Genomic DNA, 19,136 nt, shown 5'->3' on the forward strand with positions numbered 1-19,136 from the left:
AGATGCAACAGACGCCAGCCGCCGCTACAAGGGCACCAGCCAGTGCCGTGCCGTGTGCCGCAGGTGTTCGGTCAGTTGCGCGAGCAGGTGCCCGCCGTTGCGCCAATGATGCCAGTACAGCGGCACATCGATGGGGGTATCGCTGCAGATTTCCACCAATTGGCCATTGGCCAACTGTTCACGGGCCTGCAACTCGGGCACCAGGCCCCATCCCAGTCCGGCCTCGGTCATGCGCAGAAAGCCTTCGGACGACGGGCACAGGTGGTGCAGGAAACCGTCCTGAATTCCCAGTGAAGCCAGGTAACGGTGCTGCAGGAAATCGTCCGGCCCGTAGACGATGGCCGGCGTGCGGGCCAGGCGCTGCGCCTCGAAACCCTGAGGGAAATAGCGTGCCATGAACCCAGGGCTGGCCAATGCCCTATAGCGCATGGCTCCCAGCGGCAGGCTGCGTGCGCCAGCCACCGGCCGCTCGCTGCCACACAGGCAGGCTGCCACTTCACCCGCACGCATGCGCTTGAGACCGACCTCTTGGTCTTCAACCACCAAGTCGGTGAGCAGCTGATGCTCGGCGCAGAATGTGCCCACCGCACCAGCCCACCAGGTCGCCAGGCTGTCGGCGTTCAGGGCGATGCGCAGACGCTCGGGCATGCCCTCCTCGTCCAATGCTGGCACCTGACGCTGCAAATCACGTTCGAGCAGCCGTACCTGTTGCACATGGTTGAGCAATTGCCGGCCGACCTCGGTCGGGCTCGGCGGTGCAGCACGCACCAGCACGGGTTGCCCGACCCGCGCTTCGAGTAGCTTGATGCGCTGCGAAATGGCGGACTGTGACAGCCCCAGCACCTGCGCGGCACGTTCGAAACCGCCTTGCTCGATCACCGCCGCAAGGGCAGCCAGCAGCTTGTAGTCGAACATCAATTTTCCTAATGACGGATCAGCTCTATTTGTTTTTCTTATACAGCGACACTCGCCACAATATCCAGCATCTTGTTTGGAGTATTCGCCATGTGGCAGAGCTATCTCAACGGCATGCTGGTGGCCTTTGGCCTGATCATGGCCATCGGTGCACAAAACGCTTTCGTCCTCGCCCAGAGCCTGCGCCGCGAGCACCACTTACCAGTGGCCGCGCTGTGCATCGTCTGTGACGCCATCCTGGTGGCAGCCGGGGTGTTTGGCCTGGCCACGGTGCTGGCGCACAACCCGACATTGCTTGCCATCGCTCGCTGGGGCGGCGCAGTGTTCCTCATCTGGTACGGCGCCAAGGCCCTGCGCAGCGCCTTTTCCAAGCAGAGCCTGCAGCACCAGGAAGGCCAGGGCATGCGCTCGCGCCGGGCGGTATTGCTGAGCGCGCTGGCGGTTACCCTGCTCAACCCTCACGTGTACCTCGACACCGTGCTGCTGATCGGCTCGCTCGGTGCCCAACAGACTGTGCCTGGCGCCTATGTGGCGGGGGCAGCCAGCGCCTCGCTGCTGTGGTTCTCGACCCTGGCGATCGGCGCCGCGTGGCTGGCACCGTGGCTGGCGCGCCCGGCAACCTGGCGGATGCTCGACCTGATGGTGGCGGTGATGATGTTCGCCGTGGCGGCGCAACTGATCTTTGATTGAGGGCCGCCGGTCGGCGGCTGCCAACCGCTCTGGAACCTCTATTCCCTATCTTTGTTGCGTGGTTATGAGCCGGGCCCGGTGCTATGATCCAGCCCTTGCGTCGCAAAGAGTACAAACTCGCCGACGTACATCGGGCCGCCCGTGATCGGCCTTGCGCAAACCGCAAACAGACCTGAATCAGGAGATCCACCATGGCTTTTGAATTGCCGCCGCTGCCGTACGCCCACGATGCCCTGCAGCCGCACATCTCCAAGGAAACCCTGGAGTTTCACCACGACAAGCACCACAACACCTATGTCGTGAACCTGAACAACCTGGTCCCAGGCACCGAATTCGAAGGCAAGACCCTGGAAGAGATCGTCAAGAGCTCTTCGGGCGGCATCTTCAACAACGCCGCTCAAGTCTGGAACCACACCTTCTACTGGAACTGCCTGGCACCTAACGCCGGTGGCCAGCCGACCGGCGCCCTGGCTGATGCCATCAACGCCGCTTTCGGTTCCTTCGACAAGTTCAAGGAAGAGTTCTCCAAGACTTCGATCGGCACCTTCGGTTCCGGCTGGGGCTGGCTGGTGAAGAAAGCTGACGGTTCCCTGGCCCTGGCCAGCACCATCGGCGCCGGCTGCCCGCTGACCAGCGGCGACACCCCGCTGCTGACCTGCGACGTCTGGGAACACGCCTACTACATCGACTACCGCAACCTGCGTCCTAAGTACGTCGAGGCGTTCTGGAACCTGGTCAACTGGAAATTCGTTGCCGAGCAGTTCGAAGGCAAGACCTTCAAGGCCTGATTCATTCAGCCTTGAACAAAAAACCCGGCCATGTGCCGGGTTTTTTATGCCTGACAGTTTTCCCGCAGGGTCTTGCTCAGCGCGTATTGCACGCTAACATCAACCGTCTGGAAGTTTGACACCGCGCACTCAAGTTGCAGGGTCGGGCAACCGATACACTACCCAAGGTCGGCCGATAGTGTATTGCCAACGTTAGTGGCAAAATGATGTCATGCGCATGGATTAAGGAAACCCCATTGAAGCTGGAATTGCGGAACAGCTTGTCGGTCAAGTTGCTCAGGGTCGTGCTCCTGTCGGCGCTGGCGGTCGGCGTTGTCCTGAGTTGCGCGCAGATCGTCTACGACACCTCCAAGACCCGCCAGGCCGTCAACAACGACGCCCAACGCATTCTCGACATGTTCCGCGACCCCTCTACCCAGGCGGTGTACAGCCTCGACCGGGAAATGGGCATGCAGGTGATGGAAGGCCTGTTCCAGGACGAGTCGGTGCGCATGGCCTCGATCGGCCACCCCAACGAAACCATGCTTGCGGAAAAGTCCCGCCCGCTGCAGGACATGTCGATGCGCTGGCTGACCGACCTGATCCTCGGCCAGGAACGCACCTATACCACCCAGCTGGTCGGCCGTGGTCCATACAGCGAATACTACGGCGACCTGAGCATCACCCTCGATACTTCGTCCTATGGCGAAGACTTCCTGATCAATGCGGTAATCATCTTCATTTCCGGCGTGCTGCGCGCCCTGGCCATGGGCCTGGTGCTGTACCTGGTCTACCACTGGCTGCTGACCAAGCCGCTGTCGAAGATCATCGAGCACCTTACCCAGATCAACCCCGACCGCCCCAGCCAGCACCAGATCCCGCTGCTCAAGGGCCACGAGAAGAACGAACTGGGCATCTGGGTCAACACCGCCAACCAGCTGCTGGCCTCGATCGAGCGCAATACCCACCTGCGCCACGAAGCCGAGAACAGCCTGCAGCGCATGGCCCAGTACGATTTCCTCACCGGCCTGCCCAACCGCCAGCAATTGCAGGAGCAGCTCGACAAGATCCTCGCCGACGCCGGCCGCCTGCAGCATCGCGTGGCCGTGCTTTGCGTGGGCCTGGACGACTTCAAGGGCATCAACGAGCAGTTCAGCTACCAGACCGGCGACCAGCTGCTGCTGGCCCTGGCCGACCGCCTGCGCGCCCACAGCGGGCGCCTGGGTGCGCTGGCACGGCTGGGTGGCGACCAGTTCGCCCTGGTCCAGGCCAATATCGAGCAGCCTTACGAGGCGGCGGAGCTGGCCCAGAGCATCCTCGACGACCTGGAACTGCCATTTGGCCTCGATCTCCAGCAGATCCGCCTGCGCGCCACCATCGGCATCACCCTGTTCCCCGAGGACGGTGACAGCACCGAGAAGCTGCTGCAGAAGGCCGAACAGACCATGACGCTGGCCAAGGCCCGCTCGCGCAACCGCTACCAGTTCTACATCGCCAGCGTCGACAGCGAAATGCGCCGCCGCCGCGAGCTGGAAAAGGACCTGCGCGAAGCCCTGCCGCGCAACCAGCTGTACCTGGTCTATCAACCGCAGATCAGCTACCGCGACCATCGTGTGGTCGGGGTCGAGGCCTTGCTACGCTGGCAGCACCCGGAACTGGGCATGGTCCCGCCCGACCAGTTCATCCCGCTGGCCGAACAGAACGGCAGCATCATCAGCATCGGCGAATGGGTACTCGACCAGGCCTGCCGACAGTTGCGCGAATGGCACGACCTGGGCTTCAGCGAGCTGCGCATGGCGGTCAACCTGTCCACCGTGCAACTGCACCACAACGAGCTGCCACGGGTGGTCAACAACCTGCTGCAGGCCTACCGTCTGCCTCCGCGCAGCCTGGAGCTGGAGGTGACCGAGACCGGTCTGATGGAGGACATCAGCACCGCCGCCCAGCACCTGCTGAGCCTGCGCCGCTCGGGGGCGATGATCGCCATCGACGACTTCGGCACCGGCTACTCGTCGCTCAGCTACCTGAAATCGCTGCCGCTGGACAAGATCAAGATCGACAAGAGCTTCGTCCAGGACCTGCTCGACGACGATGACGACGCCACCATCGTTCGCGCCATCATCCAGCTGGGCAAGAGCCTGGGGATGCAGGTGATCGCCGAAGGCGTGGAAACCGTCGAGCAGGAAGCCTACATCATCGCCCAGGGTTGCCATGAAGGTCAGGGCTACCACTACAGCAAGCCGTTGTCGGCCCGCGAACTGACCAACTTCCTCAAACAAGCCCAGCGCAATCAGGTCTCCGCGCTGTAACGCTTGCCCCGATTATCGGCCGTGACGCGCATTTGCATGAATTGCGCGCCAACCCCTTTACAGCAAATGCAAATCTTTCGCATGATGTTGTCGTTTCGCGTGCCACGGCGCACGGCCCAACCCCTTGGTCCAACCACACGACGCAGGAAAACCAATAATGATTCGTATGCCTCTGGCCTCCGCCAGTCTGCTGGCCATCGCCATCGCTCTCGCCGGTTGCGGCGAAGGCAAGGATGACAAGGCCGCCGCTCCGCAAGCTCAGGCACCTGCTGCTGCCAGCACCGCTGCTGCGGCGCCCGGGGCTGTCGACGAAGCGACCGGCAAAGCCGTGGTCAAGCATTACACCGAAATGGTCTACGCCGTGTACAGCGATGCACTGAGCACCGCCAAGAACTTGCAGACCGCCATCGACGCGTTCCTCGCCAAGCCCAACGACGAAACCCTGAAAGCCGCCAAAGAGGCCTGGGTCGCCGCGCGCGTTCCGTACCTGCAGAGCGAGGCGTTCCGCTTCGGCAACACCATCATCGACGACTGGGAAGGCCAAGTGAACTCCTGGCCGCTGGACGAAGGCCTGATCGACTACGTCGACAAGAGCTACGAGCACGCCCTGGGCAACCCGGCAGCCAGCGCCAACATCATCGCCAACACCGAGATCCAGGTGGGCGAAGAGAAGGTCGACGTCAAGGACATCACCCCTGAGAAGCTGGCCAGCCTGAACGAACTGGCAGGTTCCGAAGCCAACGTCGCCACCGGCTACCACGCCATCGAATTCCTGCTCTGGGGCCAGGACCTCAACGGCACCGGCCCAGGCGCGGGCAACCGCCCGGCTTCCGACTACCTGGAAGGCAAGGGGGCGACCGGCGGCCACAACGACCGTCGCCGTGCCTACCTGAAGGCGGTCACCGAGCTGCTGGTCAAGGACCTCGAAGAGATGGTCGGCAACTGGGCACCGAACGTCGCCGACAACTACCGTGCCACGCTGGAAGCCGAGCCGGCAGCCGATGGCCTGCGCAAGATGCTGTTCGGCATGGGCAGTCTGTCGCTGGGCGAACTGGCCGGTGAGCGCATGAAGGTCTCGCTGGAAGCCAACTCGCCGGAAGACGAGCAGGACTGCTTCAGCGACAACACCCACTACTCGCACTTCTACGACGCCAAGGGCATTCGCAACGTCTATCTGGGCGAGTACACCCGTGTCGACGGCACCAAGCTGACCGGCCCGAGCCTGTCGTCGCTGGTGGCCAAGGCCGACCCGGCTGCCGACGCCACCCTCAAGGCTGACCTCGAAGCTACCGAAGCGAAGATCCAGGTGATGGTCGACCACGCCCTCAAGGGCGAGCACTACGACCAGCTGATCGCCGCCGACAACGCTGCCGGCAACCAGATCGTGCGCGACGCCATCGCCTCGCTGGTCAAGCAGACCGGCTCGATCGAGCAGGCTGCTGGCAAGCTGGGGATTGCCAACCTGAACCCGGACACCGCCGACCACGAGTTCTGATCGGCTGTGCTGGCTCACAATGAGGCGGCCTGCGGGTCGCCTTTTTTCTGTGCCCCGTGAAAGGGCCAATGAAGCCCATGAAAATGCTGAGATTTCACATCCTTTTCACCCGGGTAATTGCAAATTGCTCTTATTCAAACATCGCCGGCCTGCTAAGCTTGCACGCCGGTTTTTCGTCCACGCCCAGGATTTTGCATGTCCTCGTCGCTGTCCCGACTCTCCCCTCTGCTGCTGGCCATCGCCCTTGCCGCCTGTGACGACGCCCCGCGTTTCACCCAGGCCGAGCCCGGCGAAGCGCTGTCTGGCGGTCAGGCAACGGTCCAGCGCGACGACCGCAAGGCATTCTCCCTGCCTTCGGCCAACCTCTCGGCCGAGCGGCGCCTGGACTTCGCCGTGGGCAACAGCTTCTTCCGCAACCCTTGGGTGATCGCCCCGTCCACCACCACCGCGCGTGACGGCCTGGGCCCGTTGTTCAACACCACGGCCTGCCAGAACTGCCACGTGCGCGACGGCCGCGGGCACCCGCCGGAGCCGGGCGACAGCAATGCCGTAGGCATGCTGGTGCGCCTGTCGATCCCCGATCAGCCTTACTTGGCCAAGGAGATCGAGCGCCTGGGCGTGGTCCCCGAACCCGTCTACGGCACCCAGTTGCAGGACATGGCCATACCCGGCGTAGCGCCAGAAGGCAAGGTAAGGGTGAACTACTCCACGCAGACCGTCACCTTCAAGGACGGCTACCCGGTCGAACTGCGCCGTCCGGCCCTGCAGATCACCCAGCTCGGCTATGGCCCCATGCACCCCGACACGCGCTTCTCTGCCCGCGTCGCCCCACCGATGATCGGCCTGGGCCTGCTCGAAGCCATCCCCGAGGCCGACATCCTGGCCAACGAAGACCCGGACGACCGCAACCACGACGGTATCCGCGGCCGCGCCAACCGGGTCTGGGACGACACCCAGGGCAAGACCGTGATCGGCCGCTTCGGCTGGAAGGCTGGGCAGCCCAACGTCAACCAGCAGAACGTGCACGCCTTCAACGGTGACATGGGCCTGACCAGCACCTTGCAGCCGAAGGACGACTGCACTCCGGCCCAGGTCGACTGCCTGGCCGCGCCCAATGGCAACGGCGAAGGCGACGAAAAGGAAGTCAGCGACAACATCCTGCGCCTGGTCACCTTCTACACCCGCAACCTCGGCGTGCCTGCCCGTCGTGACGTCGGCGCACCGCAAGTGCTGGCCGGCAAGAACCTGTTCTTCCAGGCGGGCTGCCAGGCCTGCCACATCCCGCAGTTCACCACCGCTGCCAACACCGCCCAAGCGGAGCTGGCCAACCAGGTGATCCGCCCCTACAGCGACCTGCTGCTGCACGACATGGGCCCAGGTCTGGCCGACGAACGCACCGAATTCGCGGCCAACGGCCAAGACTGGCGTACCCCGCCACTGTGGGGCATCGGCCTGACCGAAACCGTCAGTGGCCACACCCAGTACCTGCATGACGGCCGCGCCCGCAACCTGCTCGAAGCCGTGCTCTGGCACGGCGGCGAAGCCCAGTCGGCGCGCGACCATGTCTTGACCTTCAATGCCGAGCAGCGCGCCGCGTTGCTGGCTTTCCTGAACTCACTTTAAAACGCGCAAGGAGCCGGGCATGTTCCGACCCAAACTGTTGTTCACCAGCCTCGCCGCACTCGCCCTGGGTGCCTGCTCGCCGCAAGACCCGCAGGCGGTGACTTCCGCCGCCATCGCCAAGCAGGTGATCCTGCCGACCTACAGCCGCTGGGTCGAAGCCGACCGCCAGCTGGCTGCCAGCGCCCTGGCCTACTGTGAAGGCAAGGAAAGCCTGGACACCGCGCGCGCCGACTTCCTCAATGCGCAAAAAGCCTGGGCCGAACTGCAACCGCTGCTGGTCGGCCCGCTGGCCGAAGGCAACCGCGCCTGGCAGGTACAGTTCTGGCCAGACAAGAAGAACCTGGTCGGCCGCCAGGTCGAGCAACTGGTCAACGGCGACAAGCCGGTCGATGCCGCCGCCCTGGGCAAGGCCAGCGTCGTGGTACGCGGTCTGTCGGCGTACGAGTACATCCTCTTCGACAGCAAGCCGGACATCGCCACTGCCGAGCAGAAAGCCCGCTACTGCCCGCTGCTGGTCGCCATCGCCGATCACCAGAAGGTTCTGGCCGAGGACATCCTCAAGACCTGGAACAGCACCGACGGCATGCTGTCGCAGATGACCAAGTTCCCCAACCAGCGCTACGCCGACTCCCACGAGGCGATCGCCGACCTGCTGCGCTCCCAGGTCACCGCCCTGGACACCCTGAAGAAGAAGCTGGGGGCACCGATGGGCCGCCAGAGCAAGGGCATCCCGCAGCCGCTGCAGGCCGAAGCCTGGCGCAGCCACTCTTCGCTGAAGAGCCTGGAAGCCACCCTCAAGGCCGCCCAGGCCGTGTGGGTCGGGGTCGACAACCAGGGCCTGCGCAGCCTGCTGCCCAGCGATCAGAAAGCCCTGGCGCAGAAGATCGACGACGCCTACGCTACGGCGCTCAAACTGCTGGCCGACAATCAGAAGCCCCTCGGCGAACTGCTGGCCGACGACGCCGGGCAGCAGACCCTCAACCAGATCTACGATGCCCTCAACGCCGTCCACCGCCTGCACGAAGGCGACCTGGCCAAGGCGCTGAACATCCAGCTGGGCTTCAATGCCAACGACGGTGACTGATCATGCTGCGACGCCAGGCCCTCAAACTCGGTAGCGTATTGCTCAGCGCCCTGACCCTGGGCGGTTGGAGCCTGCTGCGCAACAAAGGCAGCGAACCCTTGCTGCTGTCGGCGCGGGACGATGGCGACGGCAAGCATTATGCGGTCGGGTTCCGCCTGGACGGCACCCAGGTGTTCAGTACCCAGGTTGCCCAGCGTTGCCATGCCATCATCAACCACCCCGAGCTGCCGATCGCCCTGTTCGTCGCCCGTCGCCCCGGTACCGAAAGCTACCTGGTCGACCTGCGCGACGGGCGCCTGCTGCAGACTGTCACCTCGCAACCGAACCGGCACTTCTATGGCCATGCGGTGATCCACCAGGGTGGCGAATGGCTGTATGCCACCGAGAACGACACCACTGACCCAGGCCGTGGCGTGCTCGGCGTGTACCGCTTCGTGGGTGAGCGTCTGGTGCATACGGGCGAGATCCCGACCCACGGCATCGGCCCCCATGAAGTGGCCTGGCTGCCGGACGGCGAAACCCTGGTCGTGGCCAACGGTGGCATCCGCACCGAGGCCGAGAGCCGGGTCGAGATGAACCTCAATGCCATGGAGCCGAGCCTGGTGCTGATGCAGCGCGACGGCACCATGCTGAGCAAGGAGACCCTGGCCCAGCAGATGAACAGCGTGCGGCACCTGGCAGTGGGCGACGATGGCACCATCGCCGCCTGCCAGCAGTTCATGGGCGCTGCCGACGAGACCGCCGAGCTGCTGGCGATCAAGCGCCCGGGGGAGCCATTCAAGGCCTTCCCGGTACCTGAGCGCCAGCTGCAATCGATGGCCCAGTACACCGCCAGCGTCGCCATCCACAGCGACCTTCGCCTGGTGGCCGTGACTGCGCCGCGGGCCAACCGCCTGTTCGTCTGGGACCTGGACAGCGGTGCGGTGAAGCTCGATGCGCCGATGCCCGATTGCGCCGGGGTCGGCGCGGTCAAGGATGGTTTCGTTGTCACCTCCGGGCAGGGCCGTTGCCGCTTCTACGATTGCCGCAAGGCCGAACTGATCGGGCAACCGATGGACCTGCCTTCCGGGTTCTGGGATAACCACCTGCACCTGGCTTGACGGACCTTTCGCGGGGCAAGCCCGCTCCTGCAGGGCCCCACAATCCGTGGGTTCGCAATGTACCTGTAGGAGCGGGCTTGCCCCGCGAAGAGGCCGGTACAGGCAATCCCCTCTCCTTCTGCAATACTTCCATCATCCGCACGTGGGCAGGATCGCCCGTTGTCGTGTCAAAACGAATAACAACCACGCATCCAAGGAACCGGACCTATGCTACGCCGCCGCATGCTCATCATGTTGGCCGTCGTTCTGCTGATCGTGCTGGCCCTGGGGGGCTACAAGGGCTTCTCGATCTACCGGCAGATCCAGATGTTCTCGGCGCCCAGGCCGCCCATCACCGTTGCAGCCGCACCGGCCGAACAGCGCCAGTGGCAGGAACGCCTGCCTGCCGTAGGCAGCCTCAAGGCCCTGCAAGGCGTCGAGCTGAGTCTGGAAGTGGAAGGCATCGTCAAAGCCTTGTACTTCGACTCCGGGCAGAAGGTCAAAGCCGGGCAACCGCTGCTGCAGCTCAACGACGACCAGGAAACCGCCCTGCTCGGCACCGCCCAGGCCGACCTGGGGCTGGCCAAGGTCGACTTCGGCCGCGGCAGCCAGCTGGTCGGCGATGCCGCCATTTCCCGCGGCGAGTTCGATCGCCTGTCCTCCCAGTACCGGCGCAATCAGGCGGTGGTCGAACAGCTCAAGGCGCAAAAGATCAAGAAAAGCATCAACGCGCCGTTCAATGGCACCATCGGCATCCGCCAGGTGGACATTGGCCAGTACCTGGCCGCCGGCACGGTGATCGCCACCCTACAGGACCTGTCCAGCCTGTATGTCGACTTCAACGTCCCGGAACAGGCGCTGCCGCACCTGAGCCTGGGCCAGCAGGTGCTGGTGCAGGTGGCGGCCTACCCCGGCCAGACCTTCCCGGCCAGCCTCAGCGCGATCAACCCCAAGGTCGATGAGAACACGCGCAACCTGCTGGTGCGCGCAACCCTGGCCAACCCGGACGACAAGCTGCTGCCCGGCATGTTCGCCAACCTGCTGATCCTGCTGCCCGATCCACAGCCCCAGGTAGTGGTGCCGGAAAGTGCCATCACCTACACCCTGTACGGCAACTCGGTGTACGTCGCCACGCCGAAGAAAGACAAGGACGGCAACCCGGAAAACGACGACAAGGGCCAGCCACAGCTCAGTGCCGAACAGCGTACCGTGCAGACCGGCGAACGCCGCGATGGCGTGGTGGTGGTCAGCAAGGGCCTCAAGGCCGGCGAGCAGGTGGTCACCGCCGGGCAGCTCAAGCTGACCCCGGGCGCGACCATCCGCATTGGCCAGGACAGCGCGCTCAAGCCCGAACAGGGCGCCCCGCGCACCGACTGAGCAGGAGGCAGGCATGGCGTTCACCGACCCGTTCATCCGCCGCCCGGTGCTGGCCAGCGTGGTCAGCCTGCTGATCCTGCTGCTCGGCTTCCAGGCCTGGAACAAGCTGCAGATCCGCCAGTACCCGAAAATGGAAAACGCCCTGATCACTGTGACCACCGCCTACCCCGGGGCCAACGCCGAAACCATCCAGGGCTACATCACCCAGCCGCTGCAACAGAGCCTGGCCAGCGCCGAAGGCATCGACTACATGACCTCGGTCAGCCGGCAGAACTTTTCGGTGATCTCCATCTACGCGCGCATCGGCGCCGACAGCGACCGCCTGTTCACCGAACTGCTGGCCAAGGCCAACGAGGTGCGCAACCAGCTCCCGCAGGATTCTGAAGACCCGGTCCTGAGCAAGGAAGCCGCCGACGCATCGGCGCTGATGTACATCAGTTTCTACAGCAAGGAGATGAGCAACCCGCAGATCACCGACTACCTGTCGCGGGTGATCCAGCCCAAGCTGGCCACCCTGCCGGGCATGGCCGAAGCGGAAATCCTGGGCAATCAGGTGTTCGCCATGCGCATCTGGATCGACCCGGTGAAGCTGGCCGGCTTCGGCCTTGCCGCCACCGACGTGACCAATGCCGTACGCCGCTACAACTTCCTCTCCGCCGCCGGCGAGGTAAAGGGCGAGTACGTGGTCACCAGCATCAACGCCAGCACCGAGCTGAAATCGGCCGAAGCCTTCGCCGCGCTACCGCTCAAGGTGTCCGGTGACAGCAGGGTGCTGTTGGGTGACGTGGCACGGGTGGAGATGGGCGCGGAAAATTACGACACGGTCAGTTCGTTCGATGGCACGCCGTCGGTCTATATCGGCATCAAGGCCACCCCGGCGGCCAACCCGCTGGACGTGATCAAGGAAGTGCGGCGCATCATGCCGGAGCTGGAAAGCCAGCTGCCGTCGGCGCTGAAGGTATCGATCGCCTACGACGCCACGTTGTTCATCCAGGCGTCCATCGACGAAGTGATCAAGACCCTGGGCGAAGCGGTGCTGATCGTCATCGTGGTGGTGTTCCTGTTCCTCGGCGCGCTGCGCTCGGTGCTGATCCCGGTGGTGACCATCCCACTGTCGATGATCGGCGTGCTGTTCTTCATGCAGATGATGGGCTACTCGCTGAACCTGCTGACACTGCTGGCGATGGTGCTGGCCATCGGCCTGGTGGTGGACGATGCCATTGTGGTGGTGGAGAACATCCACCGGCACATGGAGGAAGGCAAGTCTCCCTTCGATGCCGCCCTGGAAGGCGCGCGGGAAATCGCCATGCCGGTGGTGTCGATGACGATCACCCTGGCGGCGGTGTACGCGCCCATCGGCTTCCTTACCGGGCTCACCGGTGCGCTGTTCAAGGAGTTCGCCCTGACCCTGGCTGGCGCGGTAGTGATCTCTGGCATCGTCGCCCTGACCCTGTCGCCGATGATGTGCGCCCTGCTTCTGCGCCAGGAGCAGAACCCCAGCGGCCTGGCCCATCGGCTCGACGTGCTGTTCGAAGGCCTCAAGGTACGTTACCAGCGCCTGCTGCATGCCACCCTCGACAGTCGCCCGGTGGTGCTGGTGTTCGCCGTGATCATCCTGTGTCTGATCCCGCTGCTGCTGAAGTTCACCCAGAACGAGCTGGCGCCCAACGAGGACCAGGGTGTGATCTTCATGATGAGCAGCTCGCCGCAGCCGGCCAACCTCGACTACCTGAACGCCTACACCGACCAGTTCACGCCGCTGTTCAAGAGCTTCCCCGAGTACTACTCGTCGTTCCAGATCAACGGCTTCAACGGCGTACAGAGCGGCATCGGTGGCTTCCTGCTCAAGCCCTGGAACGAACGCCAGCGCACGCAGATGGAACTGCTGCCGCTGGTGCAGGCCAAGCTGGAGCAGATCGGCGGGCTGCAGATCTTCGGTTTCAACCTGCCATCGCTGCCAGGCACCGGTGAGGGCCTGCCGTTCCAGTTCGTGATCAACACTGCCGGCGATTACCCTGCCCTGCTGGAAGTCGCCCAGCGGGTCAAGCAACGGGCGCAGGAATCGGGCAAGTTCGCCTTCCTCGACATCGACCTGGCCTTCGACAAGCCTGAAGTGGTGGTTGATATCGACCGGGCCAAGGCGGCGCAGATGGGCGTGTCCATGGATACGCTCGGCGGCACCCTGGCCACCCTGCTGGGCGAGGCGGAAATCAACCGTTTCACCCTCGAAGGCCGCAGCTACAAGGTAATTGCCCAGGTCGAGCGGCCCTATCGGGACAACGCCGGCTGGCTGAACAACTACTACGTGAAGAACGAGCAAGGGCAGTTGCTGCCCTTGTCGACACTGATCACCCTCAGTGACCGCGCCCGCCCGCGCCAGCTCAACCAGTTCCAGCAGCTTAACTCGGCGATCATCCAGGGAGTGCCGATGGTCAGCATCGGCGAAGCGCTGCAGACGGTGCGCGACATCGCCCGGGAAGAGGCACCGGAGGGCTTTGCCTTTGACTATGCCGGGACGGCCAGGCAGTACGTGCAGGAAGGCAGCGCACTGTGGGTGACCTTCGGCCTGGCACTGGCGATCATCTTCCTGGTGCTGGCTGCGCAGTTCGAGAGCTTCCGCGACCCGTTGGTGATCCTGGTGACCGTACCCTTGTCGATCTGTGGTGCGCTGCTACCGCTGTTCCTGGGCATATCCAGCATGAACATCTACACCCAGGTGGGGCTGGTGACGCTGATCGGGCTGATCAGCAAGCACGGCATCCTGATCGTCGAGTTCGCCAACCAGTTGCGTGAGGAAAAGGGCTTGAGCGTTCGCCAGGCCATCGAGGAAGCGGCCGCCATTCGCCTGCGGCCAGTGCTGATGACCACGGCGGCGATGGTGTTCGGCATGGTGCCGCTGATCCTGGCCACCGGGGCCGGCGCGGTGAGCCGGTTCGATATCGGCACGGTGATTGCCACCGGGATGTCTATCGGGACCTTGTTCACCCTGTTTGTGCTGCCGTGTATCTACACCTTGCTGGCACACAAGTCTGAAGCCAAGCAGCCGATTACCGCATGACCGCTCCTACAAAAAAACAAAGGCCTCGCGTTTGCGAGGCCTTCATCTTGCTCAAGCTGTATCAGCCAAACGGCCGTAGCCCCTGGCGCATGCCAAAGAGGAACAACAGCAGGTCCTGGTCCGGTTCGGCCTTGTTCTGCTGCGCCTTGACCTCATGCGGCACCGCGCACTGGTCTGCCTTGCTGAATACCACAGGCCGTGGCTCTTCCCAGGCAGCTACCGCCGCCGTGGTCACAGCCAACCCAGCCACCAGGAATAAAGCTCGAGCTATTTCTAGTTTCATTACCCTAACCCTTTGACAGCGCTGCCAAACGCCATCTGGTAAAAATAGAGCAGCGTTTGCCATTCCGTGTCATTTAGCGACGAGTGGCGGCGCAGCTGACGCAGGTCGTTACCCGCAGCCCGCTGACAGCTGATGCGTCGTCGGCATTTTTCCAGATCCAGAAGTGCTACCTCGACGCGGGCCTGCTCACCCTCGCCGATGACCTTGATGAAGACGTGCTTGCCGTACAGGCAGCCATGCTGCCAATGGCCCAGGTGCATGCGCGCCAGGTTGTCGGCCAGATCCTTGAGCATGCGTTCATGCACAACTTGAGGATAGCGCTCGCGGGCGCCTTCGGCGTGCCACGTATCGAGTTCGACAAAGCCATCCAGCGCCTCGCTGACCAGCAGCGCGCGCCATTGGTGCTCGGGGTCACGCTCGGCGCCACAAAACACGATGCGCGGCACACGCACACCCAGTTGCTCGAAGCTGTTCAGTGCATCGAGCTCGCGCAACACGGTCGGCCTGCCGAGTGGGTGCAACAGGCTGCGATAGATATGGCCGACCTGACGCTTGGCATACAGCACCTTGCCGTTGCCATCGTTCAGCCGTTGTACGCCACTCTCACCACCGCGCCGCTGGTTGGGTTCCTCGACCCATTCGCCCTGCTGGCGCCAGTAATAATCGAACCGAGACTCCCCATTTTGCGCTACAGCCATCAAACACTACCCCTTACGCAATACATACACCCGCCACATGGCATAGAACGGCAGGAAGTCGAGGTGTTCCTGGATTCTGAAGCCGGCGGCCTTGAATTCTGCTTCGACCGTTTCTGCCGGTAACACGAAACGGTTCTGATAACTGCCCTGCTCGGCCTTGGCGTGACGCTCTTGCTCGAGCTTCTTGCGGCGCCAGGCCTTGAAGTTGCCGTCCACCCACAATGACAGGATTACACTGTCACGGCTAACCCTTTGAAACTCGTCAAGAATGGTCTTGCGGTGAGCCGCCTCGCCAATGTGGTGGAACAGCCGCATGCAGAAGATGCTGTCGACCGAATTATCCGGCAAGTCGATCGCGAATGCCGAAGTCTGCAAAGGACGTACCCGTGCCACCACTTCTGGTGGTTGTGCGGCACAGGCCGTCTGGATCATCGCCTCGGAGTTGTCGGCACCGATGATCACCCGGTTCGGCTTTTCCGCCAGCAGCGGCCAGAAACGGCCCGCGCCGCAAGGCAAGTCGAGGACCAAGCCCGGTTCTCCAGCCAGTGCCAGGGCACGACGGGCCAACTGCTCGTCACGCTTGTGGGACAGACGTCGGGCCAGTCCATCCTGGTGCTTGAGGAAGTAGTCCTGGGCATGTTGCTGGTCGTACTTCTCGGAAAATTCGAGTTTGATCGGGCTGCGCATCGAGTAGCTCCTGTCTCCAATGCGCATACCTTAGGTAACAAATCGTAGGCAACTGGTCATGCCAATGTGAAAATAATGTCATCAAACGGAAGGTATGTTTCACATTATTTCGTAGAAATTTTCCACCTTATTCTTGCGTGGGATCGATCTTTTCCGCGCTCTGGCTCAGGTCCACCTGGAAGCGGCAGCCATGCGGTGCCGTCGAAGTCAGCGTCACCCGCCAGCCCTGGTCATCGCAGATCCGCTGCACCAGCGACAGACCCAACCCAAGGCCTTCGCCACGCCGCTCCTCGCCGCGCACGAAAGGCTGGAACATGGCCTCGCGCTGCTCCTCCGGGATACCCACGCCACTGTCCTCGACACTGAAGCCGTTGAGCTCCAGGCTGAGGCGAATATAACCGCTGTCGGTGTAATGGGCGGCGTTGCGTAGCAAGTTGCCCATCACCGATTGCAGGAAGGTGGCGTTGTACAGCAATGGGCCTGCACTGACCTGGCCATCGTAATAGAGCGCCAGGCCCTTCTGCTCGATGGTATCGCGCCACACCCCGATCAGGTCGTCGGCGACTTCGCGCAGGGTTGCCTGGGATGCCACGGCACCCTGGTCACGCTGGGCACGCGCCAGCATCAGGAAGGTCTTGACCAGCTCGCGCATTTCTTCCGTAGCGCGGGCGATACGCTCCACCTGGCTGCGCGCGCGGGTATCCAGATTGGGGTTTTCCATCAGCAGTTCGCACGAGGTGGCCAGCACCATCAGCGGCGTGCGCAACTCATGGCTGACATCGCTGGTGAACAAGCGCTCGCGGGTCAGCGCATCGCGCAGCCGGCCCAGGGTATCGTCGAACGCCACCGCCAGCTGGCCGACTTCGTCGGCCGCGTAGTCCGGGGCCAACGGCGGCGCCAGGCCAAGCAACTGATCACGATGGCGAACCTGTCGCGCCAGGCGGATGACCGGTGCCATCACCCTGCGCGCCAACAGCCAGCCGAGCACTACCGCCAGTACCAGGCTGAGCACGAAGCCCACCACCACGACGGCGAACAGCACGCGCTCGCGCTCTTCGAAATCGCTCTGGTCCTGCAGCAGCACATAGCGGCGACCATCGACGATCTCGACCATCGCGTGATAGGACAGCTGGTCGCGAAACACCTCATGGAAGCCGACGTCGAGGTGGCGCAGGTCCTTGGGCAGCTCGAAGTCATCGCGCCCGCCACTGAAGTAGAACAACTGGTCAGGCCGTGGCCGGTGGCTCCAGTCGCTCACGCTGTCCATGCGCAGCAAGCGCTGCAAGTCGCCGCCGAGCACCGACGAGATCAGGCGCTCTTCGACCAGGTGCACGGTGGCGACAATACCGAAGGCGAAGGCGCCGGCCACCAGCGCACTCATCAACGCAAAGGCGATGATGATGCGCTGGGCAAGGCTTTGCTTAAACTCCATCGCGGCCCTCGGCGAGGCGATAGCCGACGCCATGGACGGTATGCAGCAGCGGTTTTTCGAACGGTTTGTCGATCACCTGGCGCAACTGGTGCACGTGGCTGCGCAGGCTGTCGCTGTCCGGGCAGTCATCGCCCCACAGGGCTTCTTCCAGCACTTCGCGGCGCAGCACGTGCGGGCTCTTCTGCATCAATACTGCGAGCAGCTTGAGACCGACCGGGTTCAGCTTGAGCAGGCGGCCCTGACGGGTCACTTCGAGGGTATCGAGGTCGTAGCTCAAGTCTGCGACCTGCAGGGTACGCCGCCCGCCGCCCTGGGCACGGCGCAGCACGGCTTCGATGCGCGCGGCCAGCTCGGACAGGGCAAAAGGTTTGAGCAGGTAATCATCGGCACCGGAGCGGAAGCCCTGGAGGCGATCGTCCAGCTGGTCGCGGGCCGTGAGCATGATCACCGGGGTATCACGGCGGGCATCCTCGCGCAGGCGCTTGCACAGGGTATAGCCATCGATACCGGGCAGCATGATGTCGAGCACGATCAGGTCGTAGTGCTCGGTGGCGGCCAGGTGCAGGCCTGAGAGGCCGTCCTGGGCGCAGTCGACGGTGTAGCCTTTCATGCCCAGGTAATCGGCAAGGTTGGCAAGAATATCGCGGTTGTCTTCAACCAAAAGAATACGCATCGGGTTCTCCTGTGCGGCGCTTCGCTAGGGGGCGCGGCACGCGCAGCTTAAGGCCATCGCCGGTACTGTGCCAGCCCCAGGGCAAATTCAGCGAACTTGACAGTTTTTTCACTGATCCTTCACGGACAGAGAATAGCGGGCGCATGACAATGCCCGGTCTTTTTACCCCCTGGAGTCGTCATGCAACAACGCACTCGTCCGCGTCCGATCAATCTCTGGCTGTACCTGGGCATACCCCTGGCTATTGCCGCGGCCCTGCTCCTGCTGGAGTTGACATCGGTCGACATGGACGTCGCCAACCTGTTCTTCGACCCCGCCGCCGGGCAGTTCATCGGCCGTCACAGTTACTTGCTGGAAACCGTCATGCACGACCGGGTCAAGCAAGGTGTGATCCTGCTTGGGCTGATTTCGCTGGGCGCATTCGCCTCGAGCTTCTTCTGGAAGCGTCTGTTCAGCTGGCGCCGCGAGCTGGGTTGCCTGGTCTTGGCGCTGGGGCTGTCGACGGCCTTCGTCACGCCGCTGAAGAAGGTGACCCAGGTGCAGTGCCCGTGGAGCCTGACCCAGTTCGGCGGTAAGGAAACCTACAGCGAGCTGCTGCAACATCGCCCGGCCACCGACAAGCCGGGGCTGTGCTGGCCAGGTGGGCATGCGGCCACCGGTTTCTGCCTGTTCGGCCTGTTCTTCATGCTGCGTGACCGCAAGCCGAAGCTGGCGCGCGTGGCGTTCGGGGTAGCCCTGGTGGCTGGCTCGGCGCTGGGGTTGGGGCGGATGCTGCAGGGGGCGCACTTCCTGTCGCATAACGTGTGGACCGCAGTGTTCTGCTGGTTGATAGGCTTGGGCTCCTATTACCTGGTGCTGTATCGCAACGGCGTGGCCGAGACGGCAGCCGGCGAGCCTCGTACTGCCTGATAGGGGGCCGCGACAGAAAAACGAAAAAGCCCCGGTTCTCACGAACCGGGGCTTCTT

General features: G+C 63.4%; 16 protein-coding genes. 10 read left to right on the top strand and 6 right to left on the bottom strand.

All coding sequences use genetic code 11. The features are described 5' to 3' along the window. Nucleotides 1-24 precede the first annotated feature (24 nt). Entirely contained in the window at nt 25-915 is an 891-nt protein-coding gene (locus tag ACOKS3_RS23985) for a LysR family transcriptional regulator ArgP (RefSeq protein ID WP_103449284.1), read from the bottom strand. 90 nt (nt 916-1,005) lie between these two features. On the opposite strand from ACOKS3_RS23985, the gene ACOKS3_RS23990 reads away from it, so the two are divergent. The 9 genes from ACOKS3_RS23990 to ACOKS3_RS24030 all read left to right on the top strand — a co-directional run bounded on the left by ACOKS3_RS23990 (nt 1,006) and on the right by ACOKS3_RS24030 (nt 14,397). Then, nucleotides 1,006-1,605, top strand: coding sequence for a LysE/ArgO family amino acid transporter (locus ACOKS3_RS23990; RefSeq protein WP_103449283.1), 600 nt, complete (start codon nt 1,006-1,008; stop codon nt 1,603-1,605). 191 nt (nt 1,606-1,796) lie between these two features. Continuing rightward, entirely contained in the window at nt 1,797-2,393 is a 597-nt protein-coding gene (locus ACOKS3_RS23995) for a superoxide dismutase (protein ID WP_103449282.1), read from the top strand. A gap of 236 nt (nt 2,394-2,629) precedes the next feature. Beyond that, a complete protein-coding gene (locus tag ACOKS3_RS24000; protein ID WP_181004538.1) occupies nt 2,630-4,681 on the top strand; it encodes a putative bifunctional diguanylate cyclase/phosphodiesterase in 2,052 nt (683 codons plus the stop codon). Between the two features lie 157 nt (nt 4,682-4,838). Next, nucleotides 4,839-6,176, top strand: coding sequence for an imelysin family protein (locus ACOKS3_RS24005; RefSeq protein ID WP_103449278.1), 1,338 nt, complete (start codon nt 4,839-4,841; stop codon nt 6,174-6,176). A gap of 195 nt (nt 6,177-6,371) precedes the next feature. After that, the gene (locus ACOKS3_RS24010) at nt 6,372-7,799 is read left to right on the top strand and encodes a di-heme oxidoreductase family protein (RefSeq protein ID WP_103449277.1); all 1,428 of its coding nucleotides are present in this window, start codon (nt 6,372-6,374) and stop codon (nt 7,797-7,799) included. Between the two features lie 19 nt (nt 7,800-7,818). Continuing rightward, the gene (locus ACOKS3_RS24015) at nt 7,819-8,883 is read left to right on the top strand and encodes an imelysin family protein (RefSeq protein ID WP_103449275.1); all 1,065 of its coding nucleotides are present in this window, start codon (nt 7,819-7,821) and stop codon (nt 8,881-8,883) included. Nucleotides 8,884-8,885: 2 nt separating this feature from the next. Then, the gene (locus ACOKS3_RS24020; protein ID WP_103449273.1) at nt 8,886-9,983 is read left to right on the top strand and encodes a DUF1513 domain-containing protein; all 1,098 of its coding nucleotides are present in this window, start codon (nt 8,886-8,888) and stop codon (nt 9,981-9,983) included. A 207-nt stretch (nt 9,984-10,190) separates the two neighbouring features. Continuing rightward, a complete protein-coding gene (locus ACOKS3_RS24025) occupies nt 10,191-11,339 on the top strand; it encodes an efflux RND transporter periplasmic adaptor subunit (protein WP_103449272.1) in 1,149 nt (382 codons plus the stop codon). A gap of 13 nt (nt 11,340-11,352) precedes the next feature. Beyond that, nucleotides 11,353-14,397, top strand: a complete 3,045-nt coding sequence (locus ACOKS3_RS24030) for a multidrug efflux RND transporter permease subunit (RefSeq protein ID WP_422764188.1) — start codon at nt 11,353-11,355, stop codon at nt 14,395-14,397. A 61-nt stretch (nt 14,398-14,458) separates the two neighbouring features. Here the strand turns inward: ACOKS3_RS24030 and ACOKS3_RS24035 are convergent, their stop codons facing one another. The 5 genes from ACOKS3_RS24035 to colR all read right to left on the bottom strand — a co-directional run bounded on the left by ACOKS3_RS24035 (nt 14,459) and on the right by colR (nt 18,170). After that, on the bottom strand, nt 14,459-14,680 hold the full coding sequence (locus tag ACOKS3_RS24035; RefSeq protein ID WP_103449268.1) for a hypothetical protein: 222 nt from the start codon (nt 14,678-14,680) through the stop codon (nt 14,459-14,461). Further along, nucleotides 14,680-15,378 carry a lipopolysaccharide kinase InaA family protein gene (locus tag ACOKS3_RS24040; RefSeq protein ID WP_103449266.1) on the bottom strand — a complete coding sequence of 233 codons (699 nt, stop codon included), beginning with the start codon at nt 15,376-15,378 and terminating at the stop codon, nt 14,680-14,682. Before ACOKS3_RS24040 ends, ACOKS3_RS24035 begins: the two co-directional genes overlap by 1 nt. Before the next feature lie 6 nt (nt 15,379-15,384). Further along, nucleotides 15,385-16,065, bottom strand: coding sequence for a class I SAM-dependent methyltransferase (locus ACOKS3_RS24045; RefSeq protein ID WP_103449264.1), 681 nt, complete (start codon nt 16,063-16,065; stop codon nt 15,385-15,387). Nucleotides 16,066-16,192: 127 nt separating this feature from the next. After that, nucleotides 16,193-17,497, bottom strand: coding sequence for a sensor histidine kinase (locus ACOKS3_RS24050; RefSeq protein WP_103449262.1), 1,305 nt, complete (start codon nt 17,495-17,497; stop codon nt 16,193-16,195). Further along, nucleotides 17,487-18,170, bottom strand: a complete 684-nt coding sequence (gene colR, locus ACOKS3_RS24055) for a two-component system response regulator ColR (RefSeq protein WP_003255215.1) — start codon at nt 18,168-18,170, stop codon at nt 17,487-17,489. Before colR ends, ACOKS3_RS24050 begins: the two co-directional genes overlap by 11 nt. Before the next feature lie 180 nt (nt 18,171-18,350). On the opposite strand from colR, the gene ACOKS3_RS24060 reads away from it, so the two are divergent. Then, a complete protein-coding gene (locus ACOKS3_RS24060) occupies nt 18,351-19,079 on the top strand; it encodes a phosphatase PAP2 family protein (RefSeq protein WP_103449260.1) in 729 nt (242 codons plus the stop codon). Nucleotides 19,080-19,136 lie beyond the last annotated feature (57 nt).

Source organism: Pseudomonas sp. HS6-2 (assembly GCF_049325675.2).
Lineage (GTDB): Bacteria > Pseudomonadota > Gammaproteobacteria > Pseudomonadales > Pseudomonadaceae > Aquipseudomonas > Aquipseudomonas putida_N.

Coding starts and splice junctions, on each gene's coding strand:
- ACOKS3_RS23985 (WP_103449284.1), bottom strand. CDS start 915: ATGTTCGACTACAAGCTGCTGGCTGCCCTTGCGGCGGTGATCGAGCAA.
- ACOKS3_RS23990 (WP_103449283.1), top strand. CDS start 1,006: ATGTGGCAGAGCTATCTCAACGGCATGCTGGTGGCCTTTGGCCTGATC.
- ACOKS3_RS23995 (WP_103449282.1), top strand. CDS start 1,797: ATGGCTTTTGAATTGCCGCCGCTGCCGTACGCCCACGATGCCCTGCAG.
- ACOKS3_RS24005 (WP_103449278.1), top strand. CDS start 4,839: ATGATTCGTATGCCTCTGGCCTCCGCCAGTCTGCTGGCCATCGCCATC.
- ACOKS3_RS24010 (WP_103449277.1), top strand. CDS start 6,372: ATGTCCTCGTCGCTGTCCCGACTCTCCCCTCTGCTGCTGGCCATCGCC.
- ACOKS3_RS24015 (WP_103449275.1), top strand. CDS start 7,819: ATGTTCCGACCCAAACTGTTGTTCACCAGCCTCGCCGCACTCGCCCTG.
- ACOKS3_RS24020 (WP_103449273.1), top strand. CDS start 8,886: ATGCTGCGACGCCAGGCCCTCAAACTCGGTAGCGTATTGCTCAGCGCC.
- ACOKS3_RS24025 (WP_103449272.1), top strand. CDS start 10,191: ATGCTACGCCGCCGCATGCTCATCATGTTGGCCGTCGTTCTGCTGATC.
- ACOKS3_RS24030 (WP_422764188.1), top strand. CDS start 11,353: ATGGCGTTCACCGACCCGTTCATCCGCCGCCCGGTGCTGGCCAGCGTG.
- ACOKS3_RS24035 (WP_103449268.1), bottom strand. CDS start 14,680: ATGAAACTAGAAATAGCTCGAGCTTTATTCCTGGTGGCTGGGTTGGCT.
- ACOKS3_RS24040 (WP_103449266.1), bottom strand. CDS start 15,378: ATGGCTGTAGCGCAAAATGGGGAGTCTCGGTTCGATTATTACTGGCGC.
- ACOKS3_RS24045 (WP_103449264.1), bottom strand. CDS start 16,065: ATGCGCAGCCCGATCAAACTCGAATTTTCCGAGAAGTACGACCAGCAA.
- ACOKS3_RS24050 (WP_103449262.1), bottom strand. CDS start 17,497: ATGGAGTTTAAGCAAAGCCTTGCCCAGCGCATCATCATCGCCTTTGCG.
- colR (WP_003255215.1), bottom strand. CDS start 18,170: ATGCGTATTCTTTTGGTTGAAGACAACCGCGATATTCTTGCCAACCTT.
- ACOKS3_RS24060 (WP_103449260.1), top strand. CDS start 18,351: ATGCAACAACGCACTCGTCCGCGTCCGATCAATCTCTGGCTGTACCTG.